This window comes from Salinispora pacifica CNR114 (assembly GCF_000514775.1).
GTDB classification, from domain to species: domain Bacteria; phylum Actinomycetota; class Actinomycetes; order Mycobacteriales; family Micromonosporaceae; genus Micromonospora; species Micromonospora pacifica.
Genome location: NZ_AZWO01000006.1, coordinates 160,382 through 184,664 on the forward strand (window position 1 = coordinate 160,382; position 24,283 = coordinate 184,664).

A 24,283-nucleotide genomic window follows, 5' to 3' on the forward strand; every position below is an offset into this window, starting at 1 on the left:
TGCTCCCTCAGTTACCCGCGCCGCTGGCCGACTTGTCGGGGTTGAAGTTCGACTCGGTGCGTCGGGTGTCGAACGGCTCCGTGGTCATCGCGTACGGATCCTCACCGATCGCGATCAGCGCCTCCTGCGTGGACTGTCCATCCTGCTTGGCGGCGAGGAACTGGTCGTACTTCTCCGGCGTGACAACCCGCAGTTCGAAGTTCATGAAGGCGTGATAGGTGCCGCACAGCTCGGCGCAGCGGCCCACGTACGCACCCTCGCCCTCAAGCTTGGAGACCTCGAAGACGTTGCGAATGCTGCCGGGGAAGACATCGCGCTTGAACAGCATCTCCGGCACCCAGAACGAGTGGATGACGTCGCGGCTGGTCTCCTCGAAGCGGATCGACCGGTCCGAGGGCAAAACCAGGATCGGGATGACCTCGCTGGTGCCGAGGACCGAAGCGACCGTGTTGGCCTCCACGCCCTGGCCGTCGCGGTAGTTGAACTGCCAGTTCCACTTGAAGGCGACCACCTCGACGGTGACGTCCGGGTCCCGGGAGGTCTTCCCCACATCGGTCTGCACGATCGCCGTGTAGTAGAAGAGCACGGCGACGATCAGGATCGGGGCGATGGTGTAGAGGAACTCCATCGGCAGGTTGTAGCGAGTCTGCACCGGCAGCTCGTTGCCCCGCTTCCGGTAGCGCACCACGCACCAGAAGATGAGGCCCCACACGAACACACCGACCGCGAGCGCCGCGATGCACGAGGCGATCCACAGGTCGTACATCCGGTTCGCCTCGGGGGTGATGCCGCCCTGCGGCCAGCCGAAGCCGCCGAACGCGGCGCCGACATCGCAGCCCGTGAGCAGGACCAACAGTGCCGCTCCGCCGAGACCGAGCCCAGCCACCCGGCCGGCACCCCGCACCCGGCGCCCACCGGCTCCCGGGTAGGCGCTGTGCCGTACGGCCGACGGCCGTACCTCCGAACTCCTTGCGACCACCTGGTCCTGCCTCCCTAGCGCGCCGCCGTGTCATCTGGTCTGCCGGCCTCCGCCGGTGGAGCTACAACACCGGCGGCAAAGGGGTCACCGACGGTCGCAGATTACTCGACCAGGACCGGCTGGACCCGATTGGGGTGGTTGTCCGCCCCCATCGGGGTGATCACGGAACAGCGGAGGCGATATCGTGGAACTCCGTGAACGCCTCTCCGGTCTACCTGGACGCCGCCTCCGCCGCGCCGCTGCACCCCGTCGCCCGACAGGCGCTACTGGCCGCCCTTGACGACGGCTGGGCCGACCCACAACGGCTCTACGCCCCGGCACGGCGGGCGCGTCAACTCCTGGACGCGGCGCGGGAAGCCGCCGCGGCCACGCTCGGCGTCCGACCAGACGAACTCTCCTTCACCCCAAGCGGTACGGCGGCTGCGCACTCGGCCGTCCTCGGCGGGCTCGCCGGACGACGCCGGGCCGGATCCGGCCTGGTGCACTCCGCGATCGAACACTCGGCGGTGCTGCACGCCGCCGAGCGGCACGTGGCTGACGGCGGCACGGCGACATCGGTCCCGGTCGACCGGGTGGGCCGAATCGATCTGGACGCCTGGTCAACGGCGGTCGGGGCGCCCGGCACCGCGCTCGCGGCCCTGATCGCCGCGAGCCACGAGGTGGGCACCGTGCAGCCGGTCGCCGCTGCCGGTGCCGTCTGCGCCGCCGCCGGAGTACCGCTCTACGTTGACGCGGCACAGGTGGTCGGGCACGCGCCGGTGCCGGCGGGCTGGTCGGTGCTGACCGCGAGCGCCCACAAGTGGGGCGGACCGCCGGGGGTCGGGCTGCTGGTGGTCCGCAAGGGCACCCGCTGGGAGTCGCCGTGGCCGATGGACGAACGCGAGGCAGGGCGCACCCCGGGGGTGGTGAACCTACCGGCGGTCGTCGCGGCGGCGGCGAGTCTGCGCGCGGCGGCGGCCGACGCGGCGGCGCGGTCGGTCCGACTCGCCCGCCTGGTGGACCGGATCCGGGCTCGGGTGGCGACCGAGGTGCCGGATGTGGAGGTGGTCGGTGATCCAGAAGATCGACTTCCGCACCTGGTGACCTTCTCCTGCCTGTACGTGGATGGTGAGGCGCTGCTACACGCGTTGGACCGGCGCGGCTTCGCCGTCTCCTCCGGGTCGTCGTGCACCTCGTCAACGCTGCGCCCGTCGCACGTGCTGGCGGCGATGGGGGTGTTGTCGCACGGCAACGTTCGGGTCTCGCTGCACCGGGACACGACCGAGGCCGAGGTGGAGCGGTTCCTGACCGAACTGCCGGAGATCGTGGGCGCGTTGCGGGCCGAAGCCGGGGTGGTGGGGCTGTGACGGCGCCCGAGGTGGTCGACTGCCGGGGGCAGCGCTGTCCGCTACCGGTGATCGCGCTGGCCCGCCGCCTGCCCGAGCTGCCGGTTGGCGCCCTCGTCCGGGTACTGGCCGACGATCCGGCGGCCGCGGTGGACCTGCCCGCCTGGTGCCGGCTTCGAGGTCAGGAGTTCGTGGGCCGGGTGGACGGCCCCGACGGCCCGGGATTCGACGTTCGCCGCCGGCACTGAGCCCCGAGGGCCCCGGGGCTCAGTGCCGGCGTGGGACTACGGCACCAGGTGCGAACGGACCTCTTCGGCAGCAGCGTCGCCGTACGAGTCGGCGAGCCGCTTGACGAAGAGATCCCGGTGGAGCTGGTACTCCTGGGTACCGACGGCTTCCAGCACGAGGGTGGCCAGCAACGAGCCGACCTGGGCGGCCCGCTCCAACCCCAGCCCCCAGGAGAGCGCGGCGAAGAAGCCAGCCCGGAATCCGTCGCCGACCCCGGTCGGGTCGACGGCGCGGATCTCGCGGGCGATCGGCACATGGATCGGGTCGATGTCCCGTCCGGCGATCTCCACACCCTGCTTGCCCAGGGTGGTCACCCGTACCTTGACCAGATCGAGCAGCTGCTCGTCGTTGAGGCCGGCCTTGCTCTGCAGCAGCGACTTCTCGTACTCGTTGGTCATCAGGTACTCGGCGCCCTCAACCAGCGCGACGACGTCCTCGCCGGGCATCCGAGCAAGCTGCTGGGAGGGGTCGGCCGCGAACGCGTACCCCCGCTCCCGGCACTCGGCGGAGTGGCGCAGCATCGCCTCCGGGTCGTTGGCGCCGACCAGCACCAGGTCGAGACCGCCGGCCCGGTGGGCGATCGGCTTCAGCTCGATGTTACGCGCCTCGCTCATCGCCCCCGCGTAGAAGGAGGCGATCTGGCACATCTCGGTGTCGGTGGTGCAGACAAAGCGGGCGGTGTGGGCGATCTCGCTCACATGCACCGAGTCGCAGTCGACGCCGTGCCGCTCCAGCCAGGAACGGTAGTCGGCGAAGTCGGCGCCCACCGCGCCCACCAGAACCGGGCGCAGGCCGAGCTGGCCCATCCCGAAGGCGATGTTGGCGGCCACCCCGCCCCGTCGTAGCACAAGGTCGTCCACCAGGAAGGAGAGCGACACCTTGTCGAGCTGGTCGGCGATGAACTGCTCGGCGAATCGGCCGGGGAAGCTCATCAGGTGGTCAGTCGCGATCGAGCCGGTCACGGCGATCTTCATGTCATCCCTTGGGGTGTCGGGAGCGGGGCGTCGGTCAGCCTACCGCTCCGGCTACCCCGAGGTAACCGTTCAGATGCACCATCGACAACTCCCGTAACGACCACCGGGGGCCGGTCCGGTCCCATGCTGAAGAACCGGGGCCGGCCCGCCGAAAGCGGTCAGCTGAACGAGTCGCCGCAGGCGCAGGAGTTCCCCGCGTTCGGGTTGTCGATCGTGAAGCCCTGCGCGTCGATGCGGTCGGCGAAGTCGATGGTGGCGCCGCCCAGGTAGGGGGCGCTCATCCGGTCAACGACGACCTCCACGCCGTCGAAGTCGGTGACGACGTCGCCGTCGAGCGACCGCTCGTCGAAGAAGAGCTGGTACCGCAGGCCGGAGCAGCCGCCCGGCTGCACCGCGACCCGGAGCCGCAGGTCGTCACGGCCCTCCTGCTCGATCAGAGCCTTGACCTTCTGGGCCGCGACGTCGGTGAGGATGACGGTCGTGGGGGCCTCGGTCGACTCGGTCTGCGCTGGCGTGGTCACGTGGAATCTCCCTGCACACGTAAGGTGTGGTCGTCGTGGCCAACACGTCGGTCAACGATTCCCACTGCGGTCCGGCTTTCGATTGTAGGCCGCCTGCTGCCGGGCCACCCAGGTGACGGGGGCCGCACCCGGGCCGGTCAACGACTCCACTGCCGGGCCAACCGGGCCGCCAGGGCCCGCAGCCCGTCCGCCGGCTGGCCGATCGCCGCCTCCACCCCGCCGCGTTCCGCCCCGCCGTAGTGCTCGACGAGGCTGTGCGCCTCGGTGACACCCGCCGCGGCCGCCTCGCGCCGGCCCGCGCCCACCCGCCCCGCCAGCACCACGCACGGCACGCCCCGGTCCCGGGCCGCACCGGCGACTCCAGCGACCACCTTGCCGCGCAGGGACTGCTGATCAAACGAGCCCTCGCCGGTGATCACCAGGTCGACGTTATCTAGCGCGGTGTCCAGCCCGACGGCGCGGGCGACCAGGCCGATCCCCGAGGAGCGCCGACCGCCGAGGGCGAGTACCGCCGCGCCCAGCCCACCGGCCGCCCCGCCGCCGGGCAGAGCGCCCAGATCACCAGGGCAGCCGGGCAGGTCCCGTTCGAGGACCGCGACGAACCGCTCCAGCGCCGCGTCGAGCAGCAGCACGTCCGCCCGGTCGGCGCCCTTCTGCGGTCCGAAGACATTGCTCGCCCCGTGTACCCCGAGCAACGGGTTGTCCACGTCCGTGGCCGCGACCAGCCGGGCGTCCCGCAACCGCGGCGCCCCGTCCAGCGCCGCGACAGCGGCCAGCGCCGCTCCCCCGTACGGCAGGGCCGCGCCGACGCCATCCAGCGAGGTCACGCCGAGGGCGGCGAGCAGGCCCGCACCAGCGTCGTTGGTGGCCGAGCCACCAAGCCCGATCACCACCTCGGAAGCGCCGCACTCGACGGCAGCGGCCACCAAGAGCCCGACTCCGTACGAGGTGGTGCGCCTCGGGTCATGCTCGGCCGGGGCGAGTAGGTGCAGCCCGCAGGCCTGGGCGCTCTCCACGTACCCGGTGCCGGCCTGGGTGAGCAGGATCTCACCGGCCGCTGGACGGCCAAGGGGGTCAACGGTTGGTACCGGCACCCGGCGCGCGTCCACCGCCCCGGCCAACGCGTCCAGGAACCCCGGGCCACCGTCGGCGAGGGGGTGCACCAGCAGGTCGTCGTTCGGTGCCACCGATCGCCAGCCGGCGGCCACGGCGGCGGCCACCGCCGACGCCGACAGGGTGCCGGCGAACTTGTCCGGACAGAGCAGCACACGCATGCCGAGCAGTGTGGCAGCACACACCGGCGACAGTCGCAACGCCGTCATACTGTGGAACCATAGGGGGCGTGACGTCGACCTGGGTTGAACCTTCCGCCACCGCCACCGCGCTCCTGCTGCTCGGTCGGGGCAGCGATCCGGCCTCCGAACGGGGAGTCGAGTGTCCTGGCGACCTGCCGGCACCGAGCGACCCCGAGTTGGTGGCCCGGGCGGCGGCAGCGAAGGCACAGCTGGGTGACCGGGTCTTCGTGCTGGGCCACCACTACCAGCGCGACGAGGTGATCCAGTTCGCCGACGTGACCGGCGACTCGTTCAAGCTGGCCCGGGAGGCCGCCGCCCGGCCGAACGCGGAGTACGTCGTCTTCTGCGGCGTGCATTTCATGGCCGAGAGCGCCGACATCCTCACCACGGACCAGCAGCGGGTCGTCCTGCCCGACCTGGCCGCCGGTTGTTCGATGGCGGACATGGCGGCGCTTCCGCAGGTCGAGGCAGCCTGGGAGACCCTGGCCGACCTCGGTCTCACCGAAGGCACCGTCCCGGTCACCTACATGAACTCCTCGGCGGACATCAAGGGTTTCGTCGGGCGCAACGGCGGTGTCGTCTGCACCTCGTCGAACGCCAAGCGGGCGCTGGAGTGGGCGTACCAGCAGGGCCAGCGGGTCCTCTTCCTCCCCGACCAGCATCTGGGCCGGAACACCGCCGTGCTGGAGTTGGGCTTCTCGCTGGACGACTGCGTGCTGTACGACCCACACAAGCCAAACGGCGGGCTCACCGCCGAGCAGCTACGTGACGCTCGGATGGTTCTCTGGCGGGGGCACTGCTCGGTCCACGGCCGGTTCACCCTCGACAGCGTCAACGACGTACGCGAGCGGGTGCCGGGCGTCAACGTGCTGGTGCACCCGGAGTGCCGGCACGAGGTGGTCCGCGCCGCCGACTTCGTCGGATCCACGGAGTACATCATCAAGATGATCGAGGCGGCGCCGGCCGGCTCGGCGTGGGCGGTCGGCACGGAGCTGAACCTGGTCCGCCGGCTGGCGCTGGCCAACCCGGACAAGCAGATCATGTTCCTGGACCGGGCGGTCTGCTACTGCTCGACGATGAACCGCATCGACCTACCCCATCTGGTGTGGGCGCTGGAGGAACTGGTCGCCGGCCGGGTGGTGAACCAGATCACGGTGGACGCGGAGACCGCGCACCAGGCGCGGGTGGCGCTGGACCAGATGCTGGCCCTACCAGGAACGGCGAGCCGGCCGCCAAGCCGAGTGTGATAACTGTCCGTATCGACTCTGGCGCAAAAAGTGCCAAAACGCCGATAGCTGCCGCCAAGCGCGATCTGACCGACTCCGCCTTCGTCACAGAGGGCTATGCTGCCCTGGGCGACGACTCGTGGGTGTCCCGGTCCCCGACCCCTGTCATCGCAGATCGCAGGACATCCAACCCCACCGATACCCGGCACCACTCGACGCGCTGGAGGTTGCGTTGACCGACGACGTCCTGGTCGTACACGGAGGCACTCCGCTGGAAGGGCGAATTCGCGTACGCGGCGCGAAGAACCTCGTCTCCAAGGCGATGGTCGCCGCGCTGCTTGGTGACAGCCCAAGCCGGCTCTACGACCTACCGAAGATCCGTGACGTCGAGGTCGTCCGTGGCCTGCTCGGCGTACACGGGGTCAAGGTCACTGATGGCGACGAGGACGGCGCACTGATCCTCGACCCCGCCAACGTGGAGAGCGCCAGCACCGACCAGATCAACGTGCACGCCGGTTCCAGCCGGATCCCGATCCTGTTCTGCGGGCCGCTGCTGCACCGGCTTGGCCACGCCTTCATCCCCGACCTCGGCGGTTGCCACATCGGCCCCCGACCGATCGACTTCCACCTCCAGGCGCTGCGCGAGTTCGGGGCGACCGTCGAAAAGCAGCCGGAGGGCCTACACCTGTCGGCGCCGGACGGCCTGCACGGCACGAAATTCGCGCTCCCCTACCCGAGCGTCGGCGCCACCGAGCAGGTGCTGCTGACCGCGGTGATGGCCGAGGGCGTCACCGAGCTGCGCAACGCCGCGGTCGAGCCGGAGATCGTCGACCTGATCTGCGTCCTCCAGAAGATGGGCGCGATCATCAAGGTGCACACCGACCGGGTGATCGAGATCCAGGGTGTGCCGAAGCTCCACGGCTACTCGCACCGCCCGATCCCGGACCGGATCGAGGCGGCCAGCTGGGCCGCCGCCGCGCTGGCGACCCGCGGCCACGTCGAGGTGCTGGGCGCGGAGCAGGCCGACATGATGACGTTTTTGAACATCTTCCGCTCGGTTGGCGGCGAGTACGAGGTCACCGACGCCCGCCCACCCCGGCTGAACGACCCGGGCCAGGAGGGCGGTATCCGATTCTGGCACCCGGGCGGGGAGCTGAAGTCGGTCGCACTGGAGACCGACGTACACCCGGGTTTCATGACCGACTGGCAGCAGCCCCTGGTCGTGGCGCTGACCCAGGCCCGTGGCCTCTCGATCGTGCACGAGACGGTGTACGAACAGCGACTCGGCTACACCTCGGCGCTGAACTCGATGGGTGCGAACATCCAGGTGTACCGGGACTGCCTGGGCGGCACGCCGTGTCGCTTCGGCCGGCGCAATTTCAAGCACTCGGCAGTCATCGCCGGGCCGAGTAAGCTGCACGCCGCCGATCTGGTCATCCCCGACCTGCGGGCCGGGTTCAGCCACCTGATCGCGGCGCTCGCCGCCGAAGGCACCTCCCGGGTGTACGGCGTCGATCTCATCAACCGTGGTTACGAGGACTTCGAGGCGAAGCTCTCCGACCTGGGCGCACATATCGAACGCCCGTGACCCGTACCACCCCGGGCGGCACCGCCCGCTCCTGACGCCCGCGCCCGGCGCACCGCGATGTGCACCGGGCGCGGGCGTTTGGCTACGCTTGTTGCGTGCCCCTGTTTCGTCGCAAAGCCACTGACCTGCTCGACGAGTCCACCACGCCGGTGACGCCCGAGGAGGAGTCCGCCGCCGCCCAGCCCCGGGGCTACACGCCGGCGAAGGGGCGCGAGACGCCCAAGCGGCCGAGCATCGGGCGCCGCCCCACCGCGGCGGTCAAGTCGCTGAGCAAAGACGAGCGACGCGCGGAGCGCCGCCGACTGCGCGCCGAGTCGGCCGCGGAGTTCCGCCGCGAGGGCGGCCCCCGCGACCGGGGGCCGGAGCGGCTGCTCGTCCGCAACGTGGTCGACTCCCGACGCACAGTGGGCACCTGGTTCTTCGGTGGCGCACTGATCGTGTTGCTCGGCTCGAACCAGGCGATGCCACCGGAGGTCCGACTCGGCTCCAACGTCCTCTGGGTGGTGCTCGCGTTCGCCCTGATCGTCGACTCCATCCTGATCTCACGGAAGATCAAGAAGCTGGTCCGGGAGCGTTTCCCGAACACCGGGCAACGGCTGGGCTCGCTCTACCTCTACGCGATCATGCGGTCGATCACCTTCCGCCGGATGCGGACCCCCGTACCCCGCGTCGCCATCGGCGACCCGGTCTGACGGTGCCCGCCGGCGAGCACCCGCTCGCCCCCTTCCGACACCTCGGCCCGATGCCGCACGGCACGCGGCGGGGCGCTGACGCCACCGGAGTCGAACCCGGGCAGCTACCAAGCGGCGGTTAGCTGCCCGGAACCAAACTCTGGTCCGGATATGACCCAAATTTCCGGAACATGGGATAACGTTTGGGTCCCGCGCGGGCGCCACAGTGGCGGCAACCGAGCCCGCGCCGCTACCCTCCTTCCGCAGCTACGCCTTGCGGGACGGGAGACGCTACCGGCCGGCGGGTGCCCAGCGCGACAAGGTGCAACGAGGTGACAATCGCCGTGAGCGAGCGGACGCGAGCCGGTCATCGGGGCGCGCCCGAAAGCAGACCGACGCCCCCGACAGATCCTGCCCAACCCCCACCCGCGGGCCGGGGTCGCCCCCTCGTCCACACCGACGGGTCGCACGGATGAGTCGCGGCGAGTACGACCCGTGGCACCGCACCACCGAGCCGTCCTGGATGGTCGAGCCGACGAACGAGTGGCATCCGCAATTCCCCGGCCAGCGCTACCCCGGTGACATCGGCGTTGAGCACAACCAACCGCCCGCCCCGCGCGGACGAGCTGCCGTCGTCGGTCGGGCCACGGTACCCCCGCTGGCGCCGACCCGACCCGACGGGACCTACACCGGCCGCTCCTGGAATGAACCGGACGACCACCGCGCCCACCACGACGAGGAGCCGCGCCGCCGATGGCCGGGTGAGACATCCCGGGTAGCGGACCGAGGCCGGCGACCGGCGCCGGGCGGTTTCCGGGAGGGCAACCCCGGCCGGGAACGGGAAAGCCAGCGCACCGACTCCGGGCGGGCTCCGTACGCCCGCCCGGACCGGCACGACGGCCCGGCTCCGTGGCACGAGCCCGTCGGACGGAGTCAGCCGGTCTCCCCCGCCCGGCACCCGGAACCGGGCTGGATACCCGAACCGGACGAGGAGCGACCCCGGGGGCGCGACCGCCACGCCTTCGGTCGGGACGCAGGAGAGCCGCCACCTCGGACCCGCCACCCGTGGGAGCGGTCAACCAATACCGATCATGGTCGGCGCGGCGCACCGGCGGAGAGCGACGAAGGGCGCCCGCGGCCGGACGGGCCCCGGGCGCACCGGGACGGACGGGTTGATCCATACCCACGACGACATTCCGCTGGCCCTGGTAACCCGGCCGGCCCCGGTCCCTCGGCAGAGCACGGCACCGTCCATCCGCACCGTGATGGGGCACCCGGACCGGTCCGCCATCCCGACCGGCACCCCGGCCAGCAGCAGCCGCACGCCAACCCTCGGCCCGGTATCGGACGCCCTTGGCACCCAGCACAGCCGGGCCCGAACCAGGAGAACCCCCAACACGGCAAACCACCCGGACCGTACCTCCCGCCACCCCACCGACCGGCGCAGGCTGGTCCCCCGACAAGCACGTCGGCACCCCCATACGGCCGACCGGTATCCGGCACGCCCAGCCGACCGGTATCCGGCGGCGCCGGGACGGTCCCGCCGCCTCATCCGGATCCGGACCCGGACCGCCCGGTCACCGGCGTACCTCCCGGACCGACGCCGCCGCCCAAGGCGGCCGGACCGACACCAGTCATCAAGGAACCGCGGCCGCAGCGGTACGTTCCGCAGCGGTACGTTCCGCCGCCGCCCACCGCGGAGCCCGTCCGGCCTGCACCCGGGCCAGGTGGGCCAAGCGCCTGGTTCGGGCCGGCCACCCCCGCCGAGCCGGCCACCCCCGCCGAGCCAACCGCCCCCACCGAGCCGCTCACCCCCGCCGCAGACCCGTCCAGCCCAGACGCACCACCGTCGACGGCCGCATCCGACCAGCTCGACGACGCGTCACCGCCCTCGGCGACAGCGGCCAGCGCCACACCTGAGCACGCGGAACCTGTCAGCATCCCCGAGGAGGAGACGGAATCCGCCTACCCCGCACCGGAGGAGACCGAGCCGGCCGATGCCGCACCGGCCGACTCCGCTGACATCCTCAGCAGCAACGACGAAGCCCCGCACGAGGATCCAGCCCCGTCCGCAGACGCTGCCCCAACGGAAGACCCAGACCCGGCGCACGCCGACGCTGACCTGGAACGGGCACCAGCGACGGGACTCGCTCCCACCGCCGAGCCGACCTCGTCGGATTCGGAGACCGCGTTGCCCCCGGTCGGGACGGACCGGAAGCCAGAGCCGGAACCAGAACCCGAGCCGGAGCCGGAGCCAGAACCGGAGCCCGAGCCGGAACCGGAACCAACACCAGAACCAGAACCAGAACCAGAACCAGAGACTGTAGCGACCTCGGTGCCGGTAGCCCCGGCCGTGACGACCACGGCGGCGGTTGCGCCGGAACCGGCCCAGGTGCTCCCCGCGCCCCCGACACCGCGACCGGAGGCCGGCTCAGCGGAGGCGGACCCAACGGAGGCGGACCCAACGGAGGCGACGGAAGTCCCCGCGCCGGAGGCAGAAGCCGCTCCCCCGCCGGAGACGGCTGCCACTCCCGCGACGGTTCCGCCCACCACGGACCGGAGTGACCCACCGGAGGCCGCGGACGTCAACGACGCTGCCCCACCGGGCGACCCCGAACGGGTGCTGGCCAACCTTCCCTGGCGGCTGGACCCGGCCACGCTCCGCGAGGTCATCCCCGATCCCAAGCAGTTCCGGAATATCCGACACCGGCTGACCGAGAAGCTCGGCACGGCCCTGGACAACCGATCCCGGGCCCGGCTGCTCAGTCTGCGGGCCGTGGCGTCCCGGGCAGCTGGTGATCTGGACGACGCGCTGGCAGACGGCCGACTGGCCCTGACCTACGCGGAGGCCACCGGCGAGTTGCGACGGTCCGCTCTCGCGCAGGCCCGGCTTGCGCACGTGCTGCGGTGGCGGGGCGAGTACGACGAAGCCGACCGCCTCTTCGCCCAGGCGAACTCGCCGGAGCTACCCGACCGGCTGCGGGTGGCGCTGCACGAACACGCGGGACGGTGTTGCGTTGACCAAGGTCGACTGATCGAGGCCTGCCTGCATTTCGAGCGGGCTTTGGACCTACGCGGCACCGCCGATCCGGAACTGCTGGACCGGGTACGGGTGAGTCTGGACGCGGTCGCCGATCGCGCCGCCAAGAGCGGCTTCGGGCCGTACCCCCGCAGCAGGGCGGAGTTGCTGGAGCCGGACCAGCCGCCGGTGCCGGCGCGTGACGGCGATCTCTGGGGGTACGCCGACCCGGACGGTGATCTGGTCATCGTGGCGGAGTACGCGGAGGCGCAGCCGTTCCGGGAGGGCCTGGCCTGGGTTCGCCGCCCGGATGACCAGCAGTGGTCGCTACTCGATCAGGCTGGCAGCACCGTGATGACAGCGTCCTGGTCGGCGGTCCGCCCGTTCGCCGACGGACTGGCCTGGGTGTCCCCGGGCGAACCCGGTGGCTGGCGTGCGATTGACCGGCAGGGCGAGGTCGTGGTGCCACCTGGCTTCACCGACGTGCGCCCGTTCCGACACGGTATCGCCGTGGTCCGGCGCGACAGGTGGGGCGCGGTGGACCGCGCCGGCCGGCTGGTGGTACCGACCCGGTACCACGGGTTCGCCACCATGCTCGCTGCCGGCGGACAGGTGGATGGCTTCACCGAGGAGGGGTTGGCCGTCGTTGACCTGGCCGGACGGTACGGCGTGGTGGACCGGACGGGCCGGGTGGTCGTGCCGCCGGTGCACCCGGCGTTGGTGGTGCACCCCGTGGCCTACCTGGTAGCCACCCCCGCCGGCCGATGGGGAGCGTTGGATCGGCAGGGCAGACCGCTGATCGAGCCGACGCAGCTCGACCAGGCCAGGGTGCTCGCCGAGATCGAACAGCTGCTCACCGATGCGGTGCCACTACTCTGACCTGGCCGGAGCGGAAGGTCGGCCGGCGACTCCGCCGCGGCCGGCCCAGCTGGTGCACCGATTCGGCGAGCGGGGCCGCGCCCTTCGTGGGCCCCACCGAGTTAGGGTCAGGGAATGGAATTCCGACACCTGGGCCGTTCCGGCCTGATAGTCAGCGAGATCTCGTACGGAAACTGGATCACCCACGGCTCCCAGGTTGAGGAGGAGTCGGCCTTCGCCTGTGTCCGGGCCGCCCTGGACGCCGGTATCACCACCTTCGACACCGCGGACGCGTACGCGGGCACCCTGGCGGAGGAGGTTCTCGGCCGGGCGCTGCGAACCGAACGGCGTGCCGGAATCGAGCTGTTCACGAAGGTGTTCTGGCCGACCGGTCCGGGTCGCAACGACCGGGGCCTGTCCCGCAAGCACATCATGGAGTCGATCGACGGTTCGCTGCGCCGGCTGGGCACCGACTACGTCGACCTCTACCAGGCGCACCGGTACGACCACAGCACCCCGATCGAAGAGACGATGGAGGCGTTCGCCGATGTTGTCCGCGCCGGGAAAGCCCTCTACATCGGGGTCTCGGAGTGGACGGCGACGGAGCTGCGCCAGGCCCACCAGCTCGCCCGGGAGCTGCGGATCCCGCTGATCTCCAACCAACCGCAGTACTCGATGCTCTGGCGGGTCATCGAGGCTGAGGTGGTGCCGGCCAGCGAGGAGTTGGGCGTCGGTCAGATCGTCTGGTCCCCGATGGCCCAGGGTGTGCTGACCGGTAAGTACCAGCCCGGTCACCCCCCGCCCGCGGGCTCCCGGGCCACCGACGAGAAGTCCGGCGCGCGCTTCATCGCCAAGTGGCTCAGCGACGACGTGCTGACCCGGGTGCAGCAGCTCAAGCCGCTCGCCGACCAGGCGGGGCTGAGCATGGCCCAGCTCGCCATCGCCTGGGTCCTGCAGAACCCGAACGTCTCCTCGGCGATCATCGGCGCCTCCCGCCCCGAGCAGGTGCACGACAACGTCAAGGCGGCCGGGGTACGGCTCGACGCCGACCTACTCAAGGCCATCGATGACATCATCGAGCCGGTCGTCGAGCGGGACCCGGCCCGGACCGAGTCCCCCGCGCAGCGGCCCTGACCCGACCACCGCGGTGGGCTGGCCGAATCGACCGGCCCACCGCCGTGCGGGCTGCCCGTCCCACCGCCGTGCGAGCTGACCCAGCGGCGTGCGGAGTAGCCGTCTCACCGCCGGCCGGAGTGACCGGCGGCACCCGCGGGGCTCAGCCCTGCCAGAAGCGGACCAGATCCAGGCCGAGCCCGTACAGGCCCGGCGGTAGGCCCAGCGCGTCGCCGACGGCGAAGACCGTCCCGAAGAACCAGCCGTTGATCCGGGGGTTCCACAGCAGCGCGAAGAGCAGGAGAAAGCCGTACGGCGCGAAGAGGTCGTACATCCGCCGGTACGGCGGGGAGAGCCAGGGCTGGATCATGTTGCCACCGTCCAGGCCCGGCACCGGAAGCAGGTTGAGCAGGCTCGCCGTGAGTTGGAGGAAGGCGAGCAGCGCCACCGCGGCCCAGAACTGCACCGGCCCGTCGCCACCCGCTGCCAGCCGGACCGCGATCACCAGCACCAGCGTGAACACCACGTTGGTGGCCGGGCCGGCGAGGCTGACCAGGGTGTGCCGGAGCCGCCCCGGAATGGCGTGCCGGTCCACCCAGACCGCGCCACCGGGCAGGCCGATACCACCGAGCAGCACCACCAACACCGGCAGCGCGATCGACAGCAGCGGATGGCTGTACTTCAGTGGGTTGAGAGTGAGGTAGCCCTGATGCGCGACGCTACGGTCCCCGGCCCGGAACGCCACCAGTGCGTGCGCGTACTCGTGCAGGCAGAGTGAGACCAGCCACCCGGAGACGACGAAGAGGAACACGTTGACGCGGATGTTGCCGGTTCCCTGCCAGGTCAGGACTCCACTGAGCACGAAGAGGGCCACCAGCCCGAGGAAGACCGGGCTGGGGCGGAACGCTGCCCGGGGCACGCCGAGCACCAGCGGCCCACCTCCAGCACGATCTCCGGCCATCACTCCGCCGGGGGCTGCAGACTCATCCGGTACTCCACGCGGTCGTCCTCGACAAGCAGGACCGCGATCACGCCGGCCGCCGCGAGTTCCCGCCAGGTCTGGCCGATCCAGGACTCGGCGTCCGCCTGGCTACTGAACGACTCGGCCGGCCCCGACGCCGGTTCGCCGTTCTCGCCCTCGTACTGCCAGCTCCACGCCATCTGCGTGTCTCCCCTCGCCGCTGATCTCCCGTCAGCCTAGTCCGCCGCGCCGCCGACGGCTGCACGTCCAGCCCCGTCATGATCGTTACGAGGCGAATGTGAGCAGCCCCGGGAGGAGCGGGGCGGGAGGCGGGCGGGCACCGGGCGGCCTTAAGGTACGGACATGTCCATTGACGGGTGGAACACGGTCCTGGTGCTCGGCGGAATCCGGTCGGGAAAGTCCGAGTTCGCCGAGGCCCTGGTAGCCGACGCGCCGACGGTCCGGTATGTGGCCACCGCCGCCGACACCAGCGCCGACGACGAGGAGTGGGCGACCCGCCTCGACGCTCACCGCGCTCGCCGGCCGACGACGTGGACCACGGAGGAGACCGCGGGGCAGCCACGCCGGCTGGCGGAGCTGCTGGCCGCCGCGCAGCCCGCCGAGACGCTACTCGTTGATGATCTCGGTGGCTGGGTGACGGCTCTCCTCGACCCCGCCCACCAACCCCTCGACGCCACGGCCGCCATCGCCGAGCTGGTCGCGGCGGTCCGCTCCTGCCCCGCGCGGCTGGTGCTGGTCAGCGCCGAGGTTGGCCTCTCGCTGGTACCGACGACCCCGCTCGGCCGTGCCTTCACCGACGCGCTCGGCACCGCCAACCGGGCGATCGCCGACGCGGTTGACACGGTCGTGCTGGTGATCGCCGGCCAGCCCAGCTGGCTCAAACCGCCCCCACCGCCCCGCCCAGCCGCCGTCCCGGCGCAGATCACGCCGGCCGCCGCCCGGAGCAGAGCCGCTACCGGCCCGGTCCTCGCACCGCCGCCGCTACCGGAGGTGCTGGCCCCGAGCGCCCCGCCCGCACCGGCCGCACTCGCCACCGGCGCCTCCTGGTTGACGCCGCCGGTGGCCGCGACCGGCCTGGCCATCGAGCCGGGCCTGGAGTTGCCCATGCCGGACGAGGACGCCGGCGCGCAGGCCGGGCAGCGGGTGGCCACCCGGGACCTGCCCGGCGCCGGCTTCGGCGGGCTCACCCAGCTGGTCGAGTTCGCCGCCGCCACCCAAGGCACCTCGCAGCCCGTCCCCTGGGGCAGCACCCGGGTGCTGCTGGTACATGGTGACCACACGGGCGGTGCCGCCGCCGGTACCGCCCCGGGCGACTCCGCCCGCCGAGCCCAGGAGGCCCGGAACGGCCAGGGTGCGTGGGCCCGCCTCGCCGCTGAGGCCGGGGCTGAGCTGCAGGTGGTTGACGCCCCCACCGCGGACCCGATCGAGACCGACCCGGCGCTCCCCCTCAATCAGGTCGAGGCGGCGTTGCAACTCGGCTGGCGGCTCGCCGACCAGGCCGCCGACGCGGGCGTACGGCTGCTGGTGCTGGGCGCCTGCGGCGCCGGCGCCGAGGCCGCCGCGGCAGCGGTGCTCGCCACCACGGCCGGCGCCGAACCACCCGCCGTACTCGCCCGGGTCCGCACCGGGGCCGGCGAGTACGACGACGCCGCGTGGATGGTCCGCTGCGCGGCCGTCCGGGATGGGCTGCACCGCAGCCGCCACTCGTCCCGCGAGCCCAGGGAGGTCCTCGCCGAGGTGGGCGGCGGCGACATCGCGGTCGCCACCGGCGTGCTGCTCGGCGCTGCCGCGCGGCGGCTGCCGGTACTCCTGGACGGGCCGGTCGGAGTTGCGGCCGGTCTGGTCAGCCGCGACCTGGCCGGGCCGGCCCGGCACTGGTGCCTGCTCGCCGACCATGGCGGGCACCCCGGTGTCCAATTCGCCGCCGATGTGCTCGGCCTCACCCCCCTGCTTGACCTGCGGCTGGACCTGGGCGAGGGCGGGAACGCACTGGTGGCGCTGCCGCTGCTGCGGTCGGCGCTGGCCTTGGCCGCGGCGCTGCCGGCGCACCCGTCGCTACGGGCCGCGCCGGACGAGGCCGCGCCGGACGAGGCCGCGCCGGACGAGGCCGCGCCGGACGAGGCCGCGCCGGACGAGGCCGCGCCGGACGAGGCCGAGTTGACGACGGAACCGGCAGCCGCCGGGTCGACGACGAGCGAGCCAGACGAGGCCAAGCCGCCGACGGAGGAGTCGAAACCGGCGACGGAGCAACCGGAGCCGGCGAACCCGATGGACGACGAGCCGGACTTCCGCGAGCCAGAACCGGCCGGACCGGGGCCCACCAGCACCGATCCGGAGTCCACCCCGCTGGATTCATCCGGCTGGCGTGCCGGCTGAACCGCGGCTCGCTGCCGGTGCCCGGCTGGCGCTGACCACGTTCACCACGTTGCCGGTGCGGGCCGGCCGGATCGACCGGGCCGTGGCCGGCACCGCGATGGCCCTGGCCCCGGCCGTCGGCGCGCTGCTCGGCGCCCTCCTCACCGGAGTGCTGCTACTCACCGGCGGCTTCGCGCCGCCACTGGTAGCCGCCGGCGTCACGGTCGGTGCCGGTGCGCTGCTCACCCGAGGGCTGCACCTCGACGGGCTCGCCGACACCGTGGACGCACTCGGCTCGTACCGGCGCGGGCCGGCCGCGCTGGAGATCATGAGGAAGCCGGATGTCGGCCCGTTCGGGGTCACCGCACTGGTGGTCGTCCTCCTGGTGCAGGCGGCGGTGCTGGCGGAGCTGGCCGAATGGTCAACGTCGACCGCGCTGGCGGCGGTGGTGACCGCCACCGCCGCCGGTCGGCTCGGGGTCGCGTTGGCCTGCCGGCGCGGGCTGCCGGCAGCCCGACCGGACGGGCTGGGAGCCCTGGTCGCCGGTACCGTCGGGCCCGGCGCCCTCGCCGCCGGGACCACCGCGGTGGCGCTGCTGGCGCTCGCCGCCGTGCCGGACCGTCCCTGGCAGGGACCACTGGTCGTCATCGCCGCCCTCGCCACCGCGGTCTGGCTGCTCCGGCACGTGGTACGCCGTCTCGGTGGGATCACCGGCGACGTGCTCGGTGCCACCACCGAGGTGGTCACCACCCTGGTCTACCTGGGACTGGTCTTGTCCGGCTGAACTCCGCCCACCCCGGCGGGTAGCGTTATGCACGACAACACCGGCACGGCCATCCGGGAGACCCATGCTCATCACGGACGACTTCCTGCCCGTACCGGTCCCGGAATCACTGAACGCCACCTACCTGGTGCCGATGGCCGGGCTTCCGAAGGTGGGCACGAAGACCGCGGTACGGCAGCTCACCGGACGGCTCGCCGAGCCGGTGCACGACCTCGCCCGGCAGATGCTGGACAGCCCGCTGATGAGCGTGGACACCCGGCCGATCCACGAGTTCCCCGAGCTGCCGCCGGACCTGCTCACCGCCTTCGGCGCGACCGAGGCACAGCTGTCCCGGCTGGCGGCGGCGACCCACCTGGTCGTGGTGCAGGCCGAGTACCGGCCCGGCTGGCCGCCGGCGCACGAGTGGGCGGCGCGGGCGGTGGCGGCGGCGGTCGCCGACACCACCGGCGGCGACGTGGTGGATGTCTTCGGGCTCCAGTTCCTCGACCCGACGACCGCGCTGCGGTCCCTGCCGGACGAGCAGGGCCGGATCCGGCTGGTTGACTGGGTACTGGTGCCGTACTCGTCCGACGCCGACGGGCTCTGGTTCACCACCAAGGGGCTGCGCCGGTTCGGGCTGCTGGAACTACAGGCACAGGGCGTGCCGGACCACCTGACCCGGGCCTGGGGCGCGGTGATGACCGGCACGGCGCGGCGGCTGCTGCGGGTGTGGACCGACGGCCTGGCCGGTGAGGAGCTACCGGCGTTCGTGCAGCTACCCGTACTGGCCACGGTCACCGGGGGAGACATCGCGGTGGCGTACGGCAACCCGGAACAGCATGGGGCCACCGCCCCGGTGCTGCTTCGGCTGGAACTGGACCCGGCGACGGACCCGGAGGCGGATTCGTTCCTCACCCTGCGACCGCCGGCTGGCTACTCTGGGCCGGACGGCCGCTACTACGCCGCGGCCTGTGGAACCCTCTTCACCGGCATCGCCCCGGACGTGCGCTACACCCGCTCCGGCGACGCGATGAGCCAGGCGGTCGCCACCGCCCGGGCCGCACTGGGCGAGATCCGCGCCCGCTTCCTCGCCGGGGCGCTACCGCCCGAGACGCAACTGGTGGTGAAGTACGGACTACCCGGAGAGGACGGCCCGGAATACGTGTGGGCCGGGGTGACCTCCTGGCCGACGCCGGAGCAGATCGAGGGTGCCAGCGCCAGCGACGCCAACACGGATCCGGCCGTACGGATCGGCTCCGCGGTGGTGGTGGAGGCGACCGACGTGGTCGACTGGGCGGTCCTGGACGGCACCGGGGTCCGTGAGGGCGGCTGGACCCAGGCCGTCCTGGATGCCGGTGAACGCCCCGCCCCGCCGGTCTGACCCGCGGCCCCCGCCCCACCGATCGGCGGGGGCGGCGCGGGCGCCGACCGGGGGCGAGCTACCGAACCGAGGGGTTGACGAACGGCGGGCGGACCAGGCTCACCGCTGCCCGGCGTCCCCGGATGTCGACCTCGAGTTCGGCCCCGTCGGCCAGGGCCGGCTCGGTGTCGATCAGGGCCAGGGCGATGCCCTGTTTCCGGGTCGGGCTGAAGGTGCCGCTGGTGACCGTGCCGACCGGCGTCTCACCGTGGTAGACGACCATGCCGGGGCGTGGGATGGCCCGATCGACCGCCACCAGCCCGCGCAGCCGGCGCCGAGGGCCGGCGGCCTTCTCCGCGAGCAGCGCCGCCCGCCCCCAGAAGGCGGGCTTGTCCCAGCCGACCGCCCAGCCCGAACGGCCCTGCACCGGGGTGATCTCCAGCGACAGGTCCTGCCCGTGCAGCGGGTAGCCCATCTCGGTACGCAGGGTGTCCCGGGCGGCCAGGCCGCACGCCTGCAGCTGCTCCTCGGCGGCGAAGAGCGCGTCCCAGACTCCGCCAGCATCCCCGGCCGGCAGGATCAGTTCATAGCCCAGTTCGCCGGTGTAGCCGGTGCGGCACACGGTCAGGTTGGCCCCCGCCAGCGTGCCCTCCGCGAAGCTCATATAGCCGTGCTGCGTGGGCAGGCCCAGCGCGCCGAGCAGGTCGGCCGAGCGCGGCCCCTGCACCGCGAGGATCGCGTACGCCTCGTGCTCGTCAGTGATCGTGACCGTTGGTGGCGCGGCGGCCCGCAGCCGGCGCACCACCTCGGCGGTGTTCGCGGCGTTGGGGATCAGGAAGACGTGGTCCTCGGCGTACAGGTAGGCGATTATGTCGTCGACCACACCACCGGTGGCATCGTCGCAGCAGAGGGTGTACTGCGCCCGGCCCGGCCCGATCCGGGCCAGGTCGTTGCTGAGGCAGGCGTTGACGAACTCCGCCGCCCCCGCGCCGGTGACCCGCACCTTGCCCAGGTGCGACACGTCGAAGACACCCACCGCGTCGCGCACCGCCGAGTGCTCCTTGCGCACCCCGCCCCCCGCGTACTCAAGCGGCATCTCCCACCCGCCGAAGAGGGCAAACTTGGCGCCGGCAGCGACATGCCGGTCGTGCAGCGGGGAGCGGCGCAGCCGGGTTTCGGCGGAGCCGGAGGTCACGTCGGTCATGGGTGGCAACTTACCGGCACCACCCCGGCTGGTTAGCATCGGCGGGACCCGCCAACACCACTGGCGGGACAGCCCTGGTCAACGGCGGGTACGGTCCGCCGAAGACCTTCATCGCTGGTACGCGACGGCGCGACCAGCCCGGCCCGCCCGGAGTAGCTTCAGTGACATCGCCCACCATCTCCCTCAGCCTCGTCGACACCGACCCCGCCGAACTCGCCGTTGACGCGATCGTCATCGGCGTGCACAGCCAGCCCGGAGAGCGGGCCGGCGACCTCGTCGGCACCCTGCTGCTGGCCAGCGGCGCGGAGAGCATCGCCGCGGCCTTCGATGGAAAACTTACCGAGACGCTGGCGTTGCTCGGCGCAACCGGAGGCCCGGGCGAGGTGATCAAGCTCGCCACGCTCGGCACGGTTACCGCTCCGGTGATCGCCGCGGTGGGTCTCGGTCCGGAGCCGACCGGCGCCGCCCCCACCCCGGAGACGCTGCGCCGGGCGGCCGGTGCCGCGGTGCGGGCGCTGGCCGGCTCCGCCCGAGTCGCGCTGGCCCTGCCGCTGCCGGACGACGCCGACGCGCCGGCCGCGCTACGCGCGGTCGCCGAGGGCGGCCTGCTGGGCGGCTACCGGTTCGCCGGTTACAAGACCCGCCCGCAGCCGGCCCGGCGGGAGCCGGTCGCGGAGGTGCTGGTCGCGGTCCCGGACGCGGGTGACGCCACCGCCACGGCCGAGGTAGCCCGGGCGCAGGCGGTGGCCAACGCGGTCCGCTCCTCCCGGGACTGGGTCAACGCCGCCCCCAACGAGCTGCGTCCGCCGGCCTTCGCCGACTCGGTGGCGACCGCCGCCCGCGCGGCTGGCATGGAGGTCGAGGTACTCGACGAGGTCGCCCTGCGCGAGGGCGGCTACGGGGGTATCACCGCTGTCGGCCAGGGGTCGCAGGCCCCGCCGCGACTGGTGCGGATCAGCTACACCCCGGCCGGCGGCGGCAACGGCAAGCGGGTCGCCCTGGTCGGCAAGGGCATCACCTTCGACAGCGGCGGCGTCTCGATCAAGCCGTCGCAGGGTATGTGGGAGATGAAGGCCGACATGGCCGGCGCCGGCGCCGTCGCCGCCGCGATGTTGGCGGTCGCGGAGCTCGCGCCCGCCGTGTCGGTGACCGCGTACGTGCCGATGGCGGAGAACATGCCCTCCGGTACGGCGTACCGGCCGGGCGACGTCATCACGATGTTCGACGGCAAGCGCGTCGAGGTGCTCAACACCGACGCCGAGGGGCGGATGATCCTCGCCGACGCGATCGCCCGGGCCTGCGCGGACGGCTGCGACTACCTGCTGGAGACCTCCACCCTCACCGGCGGCCAGGTGGTCGCGCTGGGCAAGAAGGTCGCCGGTGTGATGGGCACGCCGGAGCTGTGCGAGCGGGTACGGACCGCCGGCGAGGCGGTCGGCGAGCCAACCTGGCCGATGCCGCTGCCGGAGGACGTGCGCAAGGGCATGGACTCCGAGGTCGCCGACATCTCCCAGGTCAACGCCGGGATGGACCGGGCGGGTCACATGCTCCAGGGCGGTGTGTTCCTGCGTGAGTTCGTCACCGAGGAGGTCGCCTGGGCGCACATCGACATCGCCGGCCCCGGCTACCACTCGGGTGAGCCGACGGGCTACTGGACCAAGGGCGGCACCGGGGTGCCCGTCCGCACCCTGCTGCACCTGATCGAGGACATCGCCAGCCAGGGCTGACCGGTCAGCGGAGGCCCTCGTACCCGCCCGGGCGGGTACGAGGGCCTCCGCGCACCCACCCGCCGGGTCGGTGCCGGTTTCAGAACAACTCGGGGCGACGCTTACGGCGTTCGTTGTAGTCCCGCATCCGCTGCGGGTAGCCCATCAGGCTCACGTCGTAGACCGGAATGCCCAGCCGGTGGGCGAAGCGCCGGGCGCCGTCCGGGCCGTCGATCCGGCGGCGGGTCCACTCGCCGTCGTCGGCGATCAGCATGACCGTGGTCTCGGTCATGGTCGTCCGGGGCTCGATGTACGCCTCGACTCCCCGCCGGGTCCGCACGAAATTCTCCAGGTGGCCCAGATCGCCCCGGTCCGCCCCGCGATCCTGACTGACCGGACGCGCCTTCTTCCGTCGGAACAGTCCCACCGGCCGTCTCCCCACACCCGCACCATCGAAGCTGATGCCAAGGGTACGTGTCTCGGACGTGTCGTTGGGCACCTCGTTACCCGTGCCGGGCGTGGTGGTGACAAGATGACCGAGGTGGGGTGTGTCCGCATTACCCCACCGTGACCCCCCGATGCAGCCAGGCGACCTGGGAGTTGGACGTGAGCGAGCCGAACGAGACCTTCGACATCGTCATCCTCGGAGGTGGCAGCGGTGGCTACGCGGCGGCGCTGCGCGCCGCTGAGCTGGGCCTCTCCGTTGCGTTGGTCGAGAAGGGCAAGCTCGGCGGCACCTGCCTGCACAACGGCTGCATCCCGACCAAGGCGTTGCTGCACGCCGCCGAGATCGCCGACCAGACCCGCGAGTCGGAGCAGTTCGGTGTCAAGGCCGAGCTGGTCGGCATCGACATGGCGGCGGTCAACTCGTACAAGGACGGGGTGGTCGCTCGGCTGTACAAGGGCCTGCAGGGCATGCTGCGCGGCGCGAAGAACATCACCATCGTGGCCGGCGCTGGCCGGCTGGTCGCGCCGAACACCGTCGAGGTCGACGGGAAGCGGTACACCGGCCGTAACATCATTCTGGCCTCCGGTTCGTACGCGAAGAGCCTGCCCGGCCTGGAGGTCGACGGCGAGCGGATCATCACGAGCGACCACGCGCTGGTGATGGACCGGGTCCCCGCGTCGGTGATCGTGCTCGGTGGCGGCGTCATCGGGGTGGAGTTCGCCAGCGTGTGGAAGTCCTTCGGGGTGGACGTCACGATCATTGAGGCGCTGCCCCGGCTGGTCGCCGCCGAGGACGCGGAGTCATCGAAGGCGCTGGAGCGGGCCTTCCGGAAGCGGAAGATCAACTTTAGGGTCGGCAAGCCGTTCGAGAAGGTCGAGAAGACCGACAGTGGCGTTCGCGTGACCATCGCCGGCGGCGAGACCGTTGAGGCCGAGCTGCTGCTGGTCGCCGTCGGTCGGGGACCGAACACCGCCGGCCTCGGCTACGAGGAGCAGGGCGTCCGGATGGACCGGGGCTACGTGCTGACCGACGAGCGGCAGCGCACGAGCGTGCCGAACGTCTACGCGGTCGGCGACATCGTGCCCGGCCTCCAGCTGGCACACCGCGGCTTCCAGCAGGGCATCTTCGTCGCCGAGGAGATCGCCGGAGAGAATCCGGCCGTCATCGACGAGGCCGGCATTCCTCGGGTCACCTACTCTGACCCCGAGCTGGCGTCGGTCGGCCTGACCGAGGCGAAGGCCAAGGAGCAGTACGGCACCGACAAGATCAAGACCTACAACTACAACCTGGGCGGCAACGGCAAGAGCCAGATCCTCAAGACGTCCGGCTTCGTCAAGCTGGTCCGGGTCGAGGACGGCCCGGTCGTCGGCTTGCACATGGTGGGTGCTCGGGTCGGTGAGCTGATCGGTGAGGCCCAGCTCATCTATAACTGGGAGGCGTACCCCGCCGAGGTGGCACAGCTCGTGCACGCCCACCCGACCCAGAGTGAGGCGCTGGGTGAGGCACACCTGGCCCTCGCCGGCAAGCCGCTGCACGCGCACGCCTGACACGACAACCACGGCGTCCGGCGACGGGCGACGATCCCATCAGGGGAATGAAGGAGTCTGG

At 71.9% G+C, this 24,283-nt stretch carries 20 protein-coding genes; 12 read left to right on the forward strand and 8 right to left on the reverse strand.

The annotated features are described in order from the left end of the window. Positions 1-7: 7 nt before the first annotated feature. Positions 8-979, reverse strand: coding sequence for an aa3-type cytochrome oxidase subunit II (gene ctaC, locus B118_RS0105325; RefSeq protein ID WP_026185786.1), 972 nt, complete (start codon positions 977-979; stop codon positions 8-10). 194 nt (positions 980-1,173) lie between these two features. Here ctaC and B118_RS0105330 point away from each other — a divergent pair, with 194 nt between their 5' ends. Both B118_RS0105330 and B118_RS0105335 read left to right on the forward strand, forming a co-directional pair. Further along, on the forward strand, positions 1,174-2,325 hold the full coding sequence (locus B118_RS0105330) for a cysteine desulfurase family protein (protein ID WP_018223181.1): 1,152 nt from the start codon (positions 1,174-1,176) through the stop codon (positions 2,323-2,325). Beyond that, on the forward strand, positions 2,322-2,552 hold the full coding sequence (locus B118_RS0105335; RefSeq protein ID WP_018223180.1) for a sulfurtransferase TusA family protein: 231 nt from the start codon (positions 2,322-2,324) through the stop codon (positions 2,550-2,552). The genes B118_RS0105330 and B118_RS0105335 overlap by 4 nt, the downstream gene beginning before the upstream one ends. A gap of 36 nt (positions 2,553-2,588) precedes the next feature. Here the strand turns inward: B118_RS0105335 and B118_RS0105340 are convergent, their stop codons facing one another. The 3 genes from B118_RS0105340 to B118_RS0105350 all read right to left on the reverse strand — a co-directional run bounded on the left by B118_RS0105340 (position 2,589) and on the right by B118_RS0105350 (position 5,361). Next, complete coding sequence (locus B118_RS0105340) at positions 2,589-3,566, reverse strand: carbohydrate kinase family protein (RefSeq protein WP_018223179.1); 978 nt, start codon at positions 3,564-3,566, stop codon at positions 2,589-2,591. 158 nt (positions 3,567-3,724) lie between these two features. Next, positions 3,725-4,087, reverse strand: a complete 363-nt coding sequence (gene erpA / locus B118_RS0105345) for an iron-sulfur cluster insertion protein ErpA (RefSeq protein ID WP_018216456.1) — start codon at positions 4,085-4,087, stop codon at positions 3,725-3,727. Positions 4,088-4,224: 137 nt separating this feature from the next. After that, on the reverse strand, positions 4,225-5,361 hold the full coding sequence (locus B118_RS0105350) for a glycerate kinase family protein (RefSeq protein WP_043541023.1): 1,137 nt from the start codon (positions 5,359-5,361) through the stop codon (positions 4,225-4,227). Positions 5,362-5,429: 68 nt separating this feature from the next. Between B118_RS0105350 and nadA the strand changes: the two genes are divergently transcribed. The 5 genes from nadA (at position 5,430) to B118_RS0105380 (ending at position 13,878) form a co-directional block, all read left to right on the forward strand. After that, the gene (gene nadA / locus B118_RS0105355; RefSeq protein WP_028192467.1) at positions 5,430-6,629 is read left to right on the forward strand and encodes a quinolinate synthase NadA; all 1,200 of its coding nucleotides are present in this window, start codon (positions 5,430-5,432) and stop codon (positions 6,627-6,629) included. 118 nt (positions 6,630-6,747) lie between these two features. After that, positions 6,748-8,196 (forward strand): UDP-N-acetylglucosamine 1-carboxyvinyltransferase, encoded by a 1,449-nt coding sequence (murA, locus tag B118_RS0105360; protein WP_026185785.1) that lies wholly within the window; start codon positions 6,748-6,750, stop codon positions 8,194-8,196. A gap of 95 nt (positions 8,197-8,291) precedes the next feature. After that, positions 8,292-8,888: a DUF3043 domain-containing protein gene (locus B118_RS0105365; protein ID WP_028192468.1), complete on the forward strand. Its 597-nt coding sequence runs from the start codon at positions 8,292-8,294 to the stop codon at positions 8,886-8,888. A 451-nt stretch (positions 8,889-9,339) separates the two neighbouring features. Next, entirely contained in the window at positions 9,340-12,765 is a 3,426-nt protein-coding gene (locus B118_RS29900; protein WP_080678024.1) for a WG repeat-containing protein, read from the forward strand. Positions 12,766-12,879: 114 nt separating this feature from the next. Further along, positions 12,880-13,878, forward strand: a complete 999-nt coding sequence (locus B118_RS0105380; RefSeq protein ID WP_018223172.1) for an aldo/keto reductase family protein — start codon at positions 12,880-12,882, stop codon at positions 13,876-13,878. Between the two features lie 142 nt (positions 13,879-14,020). On the opposite strand, the gene B118_RS0105385 is transcribed toward B118_RS0105380, so the two are convergent. Continuing rightward, a complete protein-coding gene (locus B118_RS0105385; RefSeq protein ID WP_018223171.1) occupies positions 14,021-14,818 on the reverse strand; it encodes a site-2 protease family protein in 798 nt (265 codons plus the stop codon). Next, a complete protein-coding gene (locus B118_RS0105390) occupies positions 14,818-15,018 on the reverse strand; it encodes a hypothetical protein (RefSeq protein WP_018216464.1) in 201 nt (66 codons plus the stop codon). Before B118_RS0105390 ends, B118_RS0105385 begins: the two co-directional genes overlap by 1 nt. A gap of 163 nt (positions 15,019-15,181) precedes the next feature. On the opposite strand from B118_RS0105390, the gene B118_RS0105395 reads away from it, so the two are divergent. The 3 genes from B118_RS0105395 to B118_RS0105405 all read left to right on the forward strand — a co-directional run bounded on the left by B118_RS0105395 (position 15,182) and on the right by B118_RS0105405 (position 19,338). Next, positions 15,182-17,215: a bifunctional adenosylcobinamide kinase/adenosylcobinamide-phosphate guanylyltransferase gene (locus tag B118_RS0105395; protein ID WP_028192470.1), complete on the forward strand. Its 2,034-nt coding sequence runs from the start codon at positions 15,182-15,184 to the stop codon at positions 17,213-17,215. After that, entirely contained in the window at positions 17,205-17,978 is a 774-nt protein-coding gene (locus B118_RS0105400) for an adenosylcobinamide-GDP ribazoletransferase (protein ID WP_027645195.1), read from the forward strand. The genes B118_RS0105395 and B118_RS0105400 overlap by 11 nt, the downstream gene beginning before the upstream one ends. 64 nt (positions 17,979-18,042) lie before the next feature. Then, entirely contained in the window at positions 18,043-19,338 is a 1,296-nt protein-coding gene (locus B118_RS0105405; protein ID WP_018223168.1) for a hypothetical protein, read from the forward strand. A gap of 58 nt (positions 19,339-19,396) precedes the next feature. On the opposite strand, the gene gcvT is transcribed toward B118_RS0105405, so the two are convergent. Next, on the reverse strand, positions 19,397-20,521 hold the full coding sequence (gcvT, locus tag B118_RS0105410; protein WP_018223167.1) for a glycine cleavage system aminomethyltransferase GcvT: 1,125 nt from the start codon (positions 20,519-20,521) through the stop codon (positions 19,397-19,399). A 161-nt stretch (positions 20,522-20,682) separates the two neighbouring features. On the opposite strand from gcvT, the gene B118_RS0105415 reads away from it, so the two are divergent. Then, positions 20,683-22,248 (forward strand): leucyl aminopeptidase, encoded by a 1,566-nt coding sequence (locus tag B118_RS0105415; protein WP_018223166.1) that lies wholly within the window; start codon positions 20,683-20,685, stop codon positions 22,246-22,248. A gap of 79 nt (positions 22,249-22,327) precedes the next feature. On the opposite strand, the gene B118_RS0105420 is transcribed toward B118_RS0105415, so the two are convergent. After that, positions 22,328-22,654, reverse strand: a complete 327-nt coding sequence (locus B118_RS0105420; RefSeq protein WP_018810838.1) for a hypothetical protein — start codon at positions 22,652-22,654, stop codon at positions 22,328-22,330. Positions 22,655-22,794: 140 nt separating this feature from the next. Between B118_RS0105420 and lpdA the strand changes: the two genes are divergently transcribed. Beyond that, the gene (gene lpdA / locus B118_RS0105425) at positions 22,795-24,222 is read left to right on the forward strand and encodes a dihydrolipoyl dehydrogenase (RefSeq protein ID WP_018223164.1); all 1,428 of its coding nucleotides are present in this window, start codon (positions 22,795-22,797) and stop codon (positions 24,220-24,222) included. Positions 24,223-24,283 lie beyond the last annotated feature (61 nt).

Bases quoted from the DNA above. Each gene is read 5' to 3' on its own strand.
- B118_RS0105340 (WP_018223179.1), bottom strand. From the start codon at position 3,566: ATGAAGATCGCCGTGACCGGCTCGATCGCGACTGACCACCTGATGAGC.
- gcvT (WP_018223167.1), bottom strand. From the start codon at position 20,521: ATGACCGACGTGACCTCCGGCTCCGCCGAAACCCGGCTGCGCCGCTCC.
- B118_RS0105390 (WP_018216464.1), bottom strand. From the start codon at position 15,018: ATGGCGTGGAGCTGGCAGTACGAGGGCGAGAACGGCGAACCGGCGTCG.
- B118_RS0105350 (WP_043541023.1), bottom strand. From the start codon at position 5,361: ATGCGTGTGCTGCTCTGTCCGGACAAGTTCGCCGGCACCCTGTCGGCG.
- B118_RS29900 (WP_080678024.1), top strand. From the start codon at position 9,340: ATGAGTCGCGGCGAGTACGACCCGTGGCACCGCACCACCGAGCCGTCC.
- B118_RS0105395 (WP_028192470.1), top strand. From the start codon at position 15,182: ATGTCCATTGACGGGTGGAACACGGTCCTGGTGCTCGGCGGAATCCGG.
- B118_RS0105405 (WP_018223168.1), top strand. From the start codon at position 18,043: ATGCTCATCACGGACGACTTCCTGCCCGTACCGGTCCCGGAATCACTG.
- B118_RS0105385 (WP_018223171.1), bottom strand. From the start codon at position 14,818: ATGGCCGGAGATCGTGCTGGAGGTGGGCCGCTGGTGCTCGGCGTGCCC.
- B118_RS0105380 (WP_018223172.1), top strand. From the start codon at position 12,880: ATGGAATTCCGACACCTGGGCCGTTCCGGCCTGATAGTCAGCGAGATC.